This is a genomic window from Mesorhizobium sp. M7A.F.Ca.US.006.01.1.1, assembly GCF_003997935.1.
Classification (GTDB): domain Bacteria; phylum Pseudomonadota; class Alphaproteobacteria; order Rhizobiales; family Rhizobiaceae; genus Mesorhizobium.
The window spans coordinates 26,394-35,468 of sequence record NZ_RZQL01000038.1 but is presented as its reverse complement, the minus strand read 5'-3'; the positions used below and the strand labels follow the sequence as shown (position 1 = coordinate 35,468).

Here is a 9,075-nt window from a genome sequence, read left to right as displayed (position 1 = left end):
GCACTTGGCGAGGCCTTCCTTGGTGTCGATGGACTTCACGCCGGTGGCCGGCTTGTCGGTCACCAAATTGACGCCGGTGTCGAAGAAGTTCTTGCCTTCGGTCGGCTTCGGCTTGGTTCCGTCCTTGGCAAAAGCGGCGATCGCCTCGATACCGAGTGCTGCCATCTGCAGCGGATATTGCTGCGATGTCGCGCCAATCACGCCTTCGGTAACCGATTTCACGCCGGGGCAGCCACCGTCGACCGAAACGATCAGCACCTGCTTTTCAAGGCCAACGGCCTTGAGCGCCTGGTAGGCACCGACAGCGGCCGGCTCGTTGATGGTGTGGATGACGGTGATGCCGGAGTCCTTCTGAAGCAGGTTCTCCATCGCCTTGCGGCCGCCCTCTTCGTTACCGTTGGTGACGTCGTGGCCGACGATGCGTGCATCGTCCTCATCGCCGATCTTGTTGGGATCCTTCACATCGATACCGTAGCCCATCATGAAGCCCTGGTCGCGCAGCACGTCGACGGTCGGCTGCGAAGGGGTCAGGTCAAGGAAGCCGATCTTGGCGTCCTTCGCCTTGTCGCCAAGCGTGGCGGCGGCCCAGGCGCCAATCAGCTTGCCGGCTTCGAGATTGTCCGTCGCAAAGGTCGCGTCGGCGGCGTCGATCGGATCGAGCGGCGTGTCGAGCGCGATCACCAGCAGGCCGGCATCACGCGCCTTCTTCACGGTCGGCACGATGCCCTTGGTGTCGGATGCCGTGATCAAAATACCTTTGGCGCCGTCAGCGATGCAGCTTTCGATCGCCGCGACCTGGCTCTCGCTGTCGCCGTCGATCTTGCCGGCGTAGGTCTTGAGGTCGACGCCGAGTTCCTTGGCCTTCGCGGTGGCGCCTTCCTTCATCTTGACGAAGAAGGGATTGGTGTCGGTCTTGGTGATCAGGCAGGCACCGACACCGGCCGCGGATGCGGACGACGCAAACGCTACCAGCCCCAGAGCCGCGGCGGCAAACACGGTCGATTTCAACAGTTTTGTATTGGTCACGATTTCCTCCCAGTGGAACCATTCCGGATGCCGGCCAACCGGCACCTGCAGCGCGTCCAACGAAATTCTCCCAGCGTGGACGCTGCCTCAACAGACACCAGCAAGAAGCCTCTGTCAATAATTAAATCACTCTTATTTATTATTGACAGCCTTGCTTCGTTCACCCATTCTGGCCCAAAAGCATTGAGGGGAAACGACGGGAGGAACAGGGTGGAAACGGCCATTGCGAGGCACGGTTCGCCCGAGGTGAATGACAGTCTCATTCACCGCGGCACCAACCAGAGCGGCATGCGCGACCACAATGAGCGGTTGGTGCTGTCGCTGGTGCGCCAGCACGGCAGCCTGGCAAAATCCGACATCGCCCGCATGACCGGACTTTCGGCGCAGACGGTTTCGGTCATCATGCGCGAGCTGGAGGAAGAAAGCCTCCTGCTGCGCCAGGCGCCGTTGCGCGGCAAGATCGGCCAGCCTTCCATCCCGATGGCGCTCAATCCCGAAGGCGCTTTCTTCATCGGCCTGAAGATCGGCCGCCGCAGCGCTGAACTGGTGTTGATCGATTTCCTTGGCAATGTCCGTTCGATGCTGCAGCATTCCTATCGCTACCCGGCGCCGCGCGAGACGGTGGACTTCGTCAGCAACGGCATGCGGCAGATGCGCGGCGCGCTGACGCCCGCACAGGACAAGCGCATCGCCGGGCTCGGCATCGCCATGCCGTTCGAATTGTGGAACTGGGCCGATACCGCCGGCGCCCCGCGCGACGTGATGGACGAATGGCGTCACCGCGACATCAGGACCGACATCCAGGCGCAATGCGATTTTCCGGTCTATTTGCAGAACGATGCCACGTCGGCCTGCGGCGCTGAGCTCGTCTTCGGCCAGGCAGGCGGCGCGCGTGACTTCGTCTATTTTTATATCGGCGCCTTTGCCGGTGGCGGCATCGTGCTGAACGGCCGGCTTTTTGGCGGCCCGACAGGCAATGCCGGAGCGCTCGGCTCCATGCCGGTGCCCGGGCCGGACGGCAAGCCGACCCAACTGATCGACGTGGCGTCCATCGCCATGCTCGAGAAGGCGCTCAATGCGCGCGGCGTCGAGGCCTCGCATCTGTGGACCTCGCCGGAAGACTGGGGCGAGATCGGACCCGAGCTCGACGACTGGATCGCCAGCGCCTCGCAAGCGCTCGCCTACGCCATCGTCGCAGCATCCTCGGTCATCGATTTCGAGGCGGCGGTGATCGACGGCTGGATGCCGAAGGCGGTGCGCCGGCAGCTGGTCGATGCCATCATCGCGGCCATCGCCACAATCGACGGCGAAGGCTTGAAGCTGCCCGCGGTCCGCGAGGGAACCGTCGGCATTCATGCCCGGGCGCTCGGCGGAGCCAGCCTGCCACTATCCGAACGCTTCCTGATTGGCTCGACGACGATTTCCAGGAGCGCCTGATGCTGATCGGAATTCCGGCGCTGCTCGGTCCGGAGCTTCTGGCGATACTGCGCGGCATGGGCCATGGCGACGAAATCGCGCTTGTCGACGGGAACTATCCGGCGGAACAGCAGGCAACCCGGCTGGTACGAGCCGACGGTCACCACCTCATCCCGGTGCTCGACGCGATCTTGAGCGTGCTGCCGGTGGACGACGCCGTGCCGGAGGCGCTGTTTCGCGCCTCGGTCAAGGGCGACCCCTCGCTTGCCGACCCCGTCCACCGTGAGATCGAGGCGATCTGCGCCCAACGTGCGCCGGGCCGCAAGGTGGTTGCGCTGGCTGGCGCCGACTTCTATGCACGGGTCAAATCGGCGCATGCCATCGTCGCGACCAGCGAGCCGCGGCTCTACGCCAACATCATCATCCGCAAGGGCGTGATCCATCCGCCGGAGACCAGGAAGCCATGATCCTCTGCTGCGGCGAAGCCCTGATCGACATGCTGCCGCGCACGACCACAGCGGGTGAGCCGGCCTTCGCGCCTTATGTCGGCGGCGCCGTGTTCAACACGGCGATCGCGCTTGGCCGGCTCGGCGCGCCGGCCGGCTTCTTTTCCGGCCTGTCGTCGGATCTGTTCGGCGGCCAGTTCAGGGATGCGCTTGGGGCGAGCAAGGTCAGCTCCACCTATGCACATACCTCGCCACGGCCTACCACGCTGGCCTTCGTCAAGCTCACCAACGGCCAGGCGACGTACACTTTCTATGACGAGAACACCGCCGGACGCATGCTGACCGTCAACGATTTGCCGCAGCTCGGCAACGAGATCGAGGCCATGCTGTTCGGCGCCATCAGCCTGATCTCCGAGCCCGCCGGCAGTGCCTATGAAGAGTTCATGCGGCGCGAGCATGAAAGCCGCGTCATGATGCTCGACCCCAACATCCGGCCGAACTTCATCCCGGACAAGGCCAAGCACCTCAAGCGCATTCGCGCCATGATGGCGATGGCCGACATCGTGAAGCTGTCGGACGAAGATTTGAACTGGTTCGGCGAAGCCGGCTCGCATGAGGATGTCATCCGCAACTGGCTGGATCGAGGCCCGAAGCTGATCGTCGTCACCCATGGCAGCGAAGGCGCCGTCGGCTATACGAGGGAACATGCCGTCATCGTCATGCCGGAAAAGGTCGAGGTGGTCGACACGGTCGGCGCCGGCGACACCTTCAACGCCGGCATCCTCGCCTCCTTGCATGAGCAGGGCCTGCTGACCAAGGCGGCGATTTCCGGCTTGTCGAAAGACGCCATCCACAAGGCGCTGGCGCTCGGCGCGAAGGCGGCGGCAGTGACCGTGTCGCGGGCCGGCGCCAATCCACCCTGGCGACATGAAATCGCCTGAGCAAACGCTCAAAATAAGTTGAGCCCAATCGATCACTTTATGTTTCGCAGGGGCTCTTTACAGGGCTATAAGGGCGGGATGGTGCCCGACGAAGCCCGGATTTCCGGCATCTGACTGACATTCGCCGGGAAATACTGGTAACGGACTGCGACACATGGGCAATTTAGGGCTCCGCCTGCCCGGCTTTCTCGGCAAGCGCAACTCTGGTACCAGCGGCCGATTATCTGGCTAACCCGTTTTGAGGCCGACATGCAGTTCATCGATCTTGGCGCGCAGCGCGAACGAATCCGCGACCGACTGAAGGCCGCGATCGACCGTGTCGTCGACGAAGGCCGTTATATTCTTGGCCCGCAAGTCACCGAATTCGAGAATAAGCTTGCCGCCTATATCGGCACCAAGCATGTCGTCGCCTGCGCCAACGGCACCGACGCGCTGCTGTTGCCGCTGTTTGCGGCCGGCGTCGGCCCGGGTGACGCGGTGTTCGTGCCGAGCTTCACGTTCGCCGCCACCGCCGAAGTGGTGGCGCTGGCCAAGGCCGAGCCTGTGTTCGTCGATGTCGACCCGCATAGCTACAACATCGACATTGCCAGCCTCGAAGCGGCCATCGCCTTAATCAAAAAGGAAGGAAGGCTGAAGCCGAAGGCTATCATTCCCGTCGATCTGTTTGGCCTTGCCGCGGACTACGATGCGATCATGGCGATCGCCAACCGCGAAGGGCTGATGGTGATCGAGGATGCCGCCCAGTCGATGGGCGGTTCGCTCGACGGCAAGATGTGCGGTGCTTTCGGCCATGTCGGATCGACCAGCTTCTATCCCGCCAAGCCGCTTGGCTGCTACGGCGACGGCGGCGCGATGTTCACAAATGACGATGCGCTGGCCGAACAGCTTCGGTCCTTCGCCTTCCACGGCAAGGGCGAAACGCAATACGACAATGTCCGCGTCGGCATCAATTCGCGGCTCGACACGATCCAGGCGGCGATCCTGATCGAGAAACTGGCCATTCTGGAAGACGAGATGGTCGCCCGGCAGGTGGTGGCAAATCGCTATGCCGAAGGGCTTGGCGACATCGTCACCGCCGCCCGCAATCGGGACGGCAGCCGTTCGGCCTGGGCGCAATACGCCATCGAGACGCCCAAGCGCGACGGGCTGAGGGCGCATCTCGGCGAGAAAGGCATTCCGTCTGTCATTTACTACGTGAAGCCGCTGCATGCCCAAGTCGCCTATCGCGACTACCCACGCACGCCGACCGGCCTTGCCGTGTCGGAGGACCTGCCGAAGCGGATTCTGTGCCTGCCGATGCACCCGTATCTCAGCGAAGCTGACCAGGACCGCATCATCGAGACGATCCGCAACTATATAGGCTCGAATTCGGCGCAGGCCGCAGCAGAGTAAGCTGCGGGGCCTTCTCAGGCGGGGCTGACCCCTGCCCTGCCGCTGGCAATGAAATGCGGATTGGCGAAGTCCTCGTCGTCGCTTTGCCTGCGCTTGCCATAAACCAGAGGTTGGCCGTCCAGCGTGCGCGTCATGCCGCCGGCGGCGCGCAGGACTGCGTCGCCGGCCGCCGTGTCCCATTCCATCGTGCGGCCGAAGCGCGGATAGACATCAGCCTCGGCACTGGCGAGAAGGCAGAATTTCAAGGACGAACCGACCGAGACGATTTCGGCGGCACCAAGGTCGCGAATATAGGCCTCCGTTTCCGGCGTGTTGTGGGAACGGCTGGCGACGACGGCCAGCGGCGTTGCGGCCGTTCTCACCGAGATCGGCCGGCGGCCGACGATCTGGTAGCCGCTATCGATTTCGAGTGATTCCGCCCTGCCCGGCTGGCCGGAAAAGAAGCGCCCCGTACAGGGCGCAAAGACGACGCCGACTTCCGGCACGCCATTGCGAACCAGCGCAATGTTGACGGTGAAATCGGTGCGGCGGTTGACGAACTCCTTGGTGCCGTCAAGCGGATCGATCAGGAAGAAAGCTCCGTGCAGGGCGGGCGGCACGATGCCGGCGGAAGCTTCTTCCTCGGCCACGCAGGGGATATCGGGAAATGCGGCACGCAGTCCGGCGAGAATGATCTTTTCGCTCTCGCGGTCTGCCTCGGTCACCGGCGAGGCGTCGGACTTGCGGTCAACCGCACAGCCGGCGTGGAACACGCGCATCACCTCACGCCCAGCGGCCAGGGCCAGGCGCTCGAAGATTTCAAGCATCAGCCTGTCGTCAGATGCCGCCGCCGCTATCGTATTGGTCTTCGGCAATGTCGCGCTCGTTCAGCCAGTGTTCCAGGGCGTCGACCATCTCTTCGGCCGATTTGCCGAGTGTCTGCAGATGGATCTCCGGGGTTTCCGGCGCTTCATAAGGGGAATCGACGCCGGTGAAATTCTTGATCTCGCCGTTCAGCGCGCGCGCATAGAGGCCCTTCGGATCACGCCGGGCGCATTCCTCGAAAGGCGTATCGACATACACCTCGACGAATTCGCCGTCGGCCATCAATTCACGTGCCATGCGCCGCTCGGCGCTGAACGGCGAAATGAACGAAACAATGACGATCAGACCGGCATCGGCCATCAAACGCGCCACTTCGGCAACGCGGCGGATGTTCTCAACGCGATCGGCGTCGGTGAAGCCAAGATCGCGATTAAGACCGTGACGGACGTTGTCGCCGTCCAGGATATAGGTATGACGGCCGGTGGCGAACAGCTTCTTTTCGAACAGGTTGGCGATGGTCGACTTGCCGGATCCCGACAGCCCGGTGAACCAGAACACGGCGGGACGCTGGTTCTTCATGTCGGCGCGCACGCGCTTGCCGACATCGAGCGACTGCCAATGAATGTTTTCGGCACGGCGCAACGAGTGCAGGATCATGCCGGCGCCGACCGTAGCGTTTGAGATGCGGTCGATCAGGATGAAGGCGCCGGTGGTGCGGTTTTCGGCGAAGGGATCGAAGGCGATCGGCGTCCGCGTCGAGATGTTGCAGATGCCGACTTCGTTCATTTCGAGCGACTTGGCCGCTTCATGGGCAAAGTCATTGACATTGATCCGATATTTCAGGTCGGTGACGGTGGCGCTGGTCTGGTCGGTCTCGGTGCGCAGGATGTAAGAACGGCCTGGCAGCAACGCATGCTCGTCGAACCAGACGATGTTGGCGGCGAACTGGTCGGCGACCTGCGGCCGTGCTGCAGGCGAAACCAGCATGTTGCCGCGCGAGATTTCGACTTCGTCGTCGAGGACGAGCGTGACGGCCTGGCCGGCGGCCGCCTGGGGGAGATCGCCGCCATACGAGACGATCCGCTTGACGCGCGAGGATTTGCCGGACTTGGCGACAACGACCTCGTCGCCGGGCGCAACCGTGCCGGAGGCGACCGTGCCGGCAAAGCCGCGAAAGTCGAGGTTGGGACGATTGACATACTGGATCGGGAAACGGAACGGCAGTTCGATCATCGCTTCGTCGACGGACACGGTTTCGAGATGCTCGATCAGCGTCGGGCCGGAATACCATTCCATGCTTTCCGACCGACGGCTGACATTGTCGCCATAACGGGCCGACATCGGGATCGGCACAATGGTCTGGAATCCGAGATCGCGCGAGAATTGCCCGTAGTCTTCGACGATCCGGTCGAAAACCGCCCGATCGAAATCGACAAGATCGATCTTGTTGACGGCCAGCACGACGTGACGGATGCCGAGCAGCGAGGCGATGATCGAATGCCGCCTTGTCTGGCGAAGCACACCCTGCCTGGCATCGATCAGCACGATCGCCAGGTCGGCGGTCGAGGCGCCGGTAGCCATGTTGCGGGTGTATTGCTCGTGGCCAGGTGTGTCGGCGACGATGAATTTGCGCTTCGGCGTGGCAAAGAAACGGTAGGCGACGTCGATGGTGATGCCTTGCTCGCGCTCAGCCTCCAGACCATCGACCAGCAGAGCGAAATCGATATCGTCGCCCGTCGTGCCATGCTTGCGCGAATCGCGTTCGAGCGCGGCGAGCTGGTCCTCGAAAATCTGCTTGGTGTCGGACAGCAGGCGCCCGATCAGCGTCGACTTGCCGTCATCGACCGAGCCGCAGGTCAGGAAGCGCAGCAGCGACTTCTTCTCCTGCGCCGCCAGATAGTCGCGAACGCCGTCGGTGGGGGCGAGGCTCTTTGCCATGATGTGGCGCATGGTCAAAAGTACCCCTCGCGCTTCTTCTTTTCCATCGAGCCGGCTTCATCGCGGTCGATCAGGCGACCCTGCCGTTCCGACGTCCGTGCCGTCAGCATTTCGCCGACGATGGCTTCCAGCGTGTCGGCATCCGATTCGATGGCGCCGGTCAGCGGATAGCAGCCAAGCGTGCGGAACCTCACCAGCCGGTTCTCCACTGTCTCGCCGGGGCGCAGTTTCATGCGCTCGTCGTCCCGCAGGATCAGCATGCCGTCGCGTTCCACCACCGGCCGTTCCTTGGCGAAATAGAGCGGCACGATCGGGATATTTTCCTGCAGGATGTACTGCCAGATATCGAGTTCGGTCCAGTTCGACAGCGGAAAGACGCGGATCGATTCACCCGATGCGATGCGGGTGTTGAATATCTTCCACATTTCGGGGCGCTGGTTCTTCGGATCCCACACATGCTGGGCGTTGCGGAAGGAAAAGATGCGCTCCTTGGCGCGCGATTTCTCCTCGTCGCGACGAGCGCCGCCAAAGGCTGCATCGAAACCGTATTTGTCGAGCGCCTGGCGCAGCGCCACGGTCTTCATGACATGGGTGTGGGTGTTCGAACCATGGTCGAACGGATTGATGTTGTCGCGCACGCCGTCTTCGTTGACATGAACCAGGAGATCGAAGCCAAGTTTCTGCGCCATCTGATCGCGAAAGGCGATCATCTCGCGGAACTTCCACGTCGTGTCGACGTGAAGAAAGGGGAACGGCGGCTTGGCGGGATAAAACGCCTTCATCGCCAGATGCATCAACACGGATGAATCCTTGCCGACCGAATAGAGCATGACCGGCTTGGCAAAGGCAGCCGCAACCTCGCGGAATATATGGATGGACTCGGCTTCAAGCCGCTGAAGATGCGTAAGCGCTGTTGTCATGGACCGTGGGCGTTCTTTCGTATCTTCCAACAGAAGACCTTGCCTCAAACCATCGAGCTTTTTGCGCCCGGTTCGAGCCTTGCTTCTGGACAATCTTTCTCGTGCCGGCGTTCTAGCAGATCGCCATTGTCAAGAACAATGCTGGACTGACCCGGCCGCACATGGTTGGAGAATGAATTTTCCACAGATGCC

General features: G+C 62.3%; 8 protein-coding genes. 4 read left to right on the top strand and 4 right to left on the bottom strand.

What is annotated here, in order from left to right; genetic code table 11:
• On the bottom strand, positions 1 to 1,008 hold a 1,008-nt coding region (locus EN943_RS09680; RefSeq protein ID WP_164778135.1), incomplete at its 3' end, for a sugar ABC transporter substrate-binding protein.
• A gap of 228 nt (positions 1,009 to 1,236) precedes the next feature.
• Here EN943_RS09680 and EN943_RS09675 point away from each other — a divergent pair.
• The 4 genes from EN943_RS09675 (at position 1,237) to EN943_RS09660 (ending at position 5,221) form a co-directional block, all read left to right on the top strand.
• Positions 1,237 to 2,463 carry an ROK family transcriptional regulator gene (locus EN943_RS09675; protein WP_127412417.1) on the top strand — a complete coding sequence of 409 codons (1,227 nt, stop codon included), beginning with the start codon at positions 1,237 to 1,239 and terminating at the stop codon, positions 2,461 to 2,463.
• Complete coding sequence (locus EN943_RS09670; RefSeq protein WP_127412416.1) at positions 2,463 to 2,909, top strand: RbsD/FucU domain-containing protein; 447 nt, start codon at positions 2,463 to 2,465, stop codon at positions 2,907 to 2,909. The genes EN943_RS09675 and EN943_RS09670 overlap by 1 nt, the downstream gene beginning before the upstream one ends.
• Entirely contained in the window at positions 2,906 to 3,829 is a 924-nt protein-coding gene (locus EN943_RS09665) for a carbohydrate kinase (RefSeq protein ID WP_127412415.1), read from the top strand. The genes EN943_RS09670 and EN943_RS09665 overlap by 4 nt, the downstream gene beginning before the upstream one ends.
• A 249-nt stretch (positions 3,830 to 4,078) precedes the next feature.
• Positions 4,079 to 5,221, top strand: a complete 1,143-nt coding sequence (locus EN943_RS09660; RefSeq protein ID WP_127412414.1) for a DegT/DnrJ/EryC1/StrS aminotransferase family protein — start codon at positions 4,079 to 4,081, stop codon at positions 5,219 to 5,221.
• A 14-nt stretch (positions 5,222 to 5,235) separates the two neighbouring features.
• On the opposite strand, the gene cysQ is transcribed toward EN943_RS09660, so the two are convergent.
• Genes cysQ through cysD form a run of 3 tightly spaced genes read right to left on the bottom strand, consistent with a single transcriptional unit; the run spans position 5,236 to position 8,883 of the window.
• Positions 5,236 to 6,027 carry a 3'(2'),5'-bisphosphate nucleotidase CysQ gene (gene cysQ, locus EN943_RS09655; protein ID WP_164778134.1) on the bottom strand — a complete coding sequence of 264 codons (792 nt, stop codon included), beginning with the start codon at positions 6,025 to 6,027 and terminating at the stop codon, positions 5,236 to 5,238.
• Positions 6,028 to 6,037: 10 nt separating this feature from the next.
• Entirely contained in the window at positions 6,038 to 7,975 is a 1,938-nt protein-coding gene (gene cysN / locus EN943_RS09650) for a sulfate adenylyltransferase subunit CysN (protein WP_164778133.1), read from the bottom strand.
• Positions 7,976 to 7,977: 2 nt separating this feature from the next.
• Positions 7,978 to 8,883 carry a sulfate adenylyltransferase subunit CysD gene (cysD, locus tag EN943_RS09645; protein WP_127412411.1) on the bottom strand — a complete coding sequence of 302 codons (906 nt, stop codon included), beginning with the start codon at positions 8,881 to 8,883 and terminating at the stop codon, positions 7,978 to 7,980.
• Positions 8,884 to 9,075: the final 192 nt, after the last annotated feature.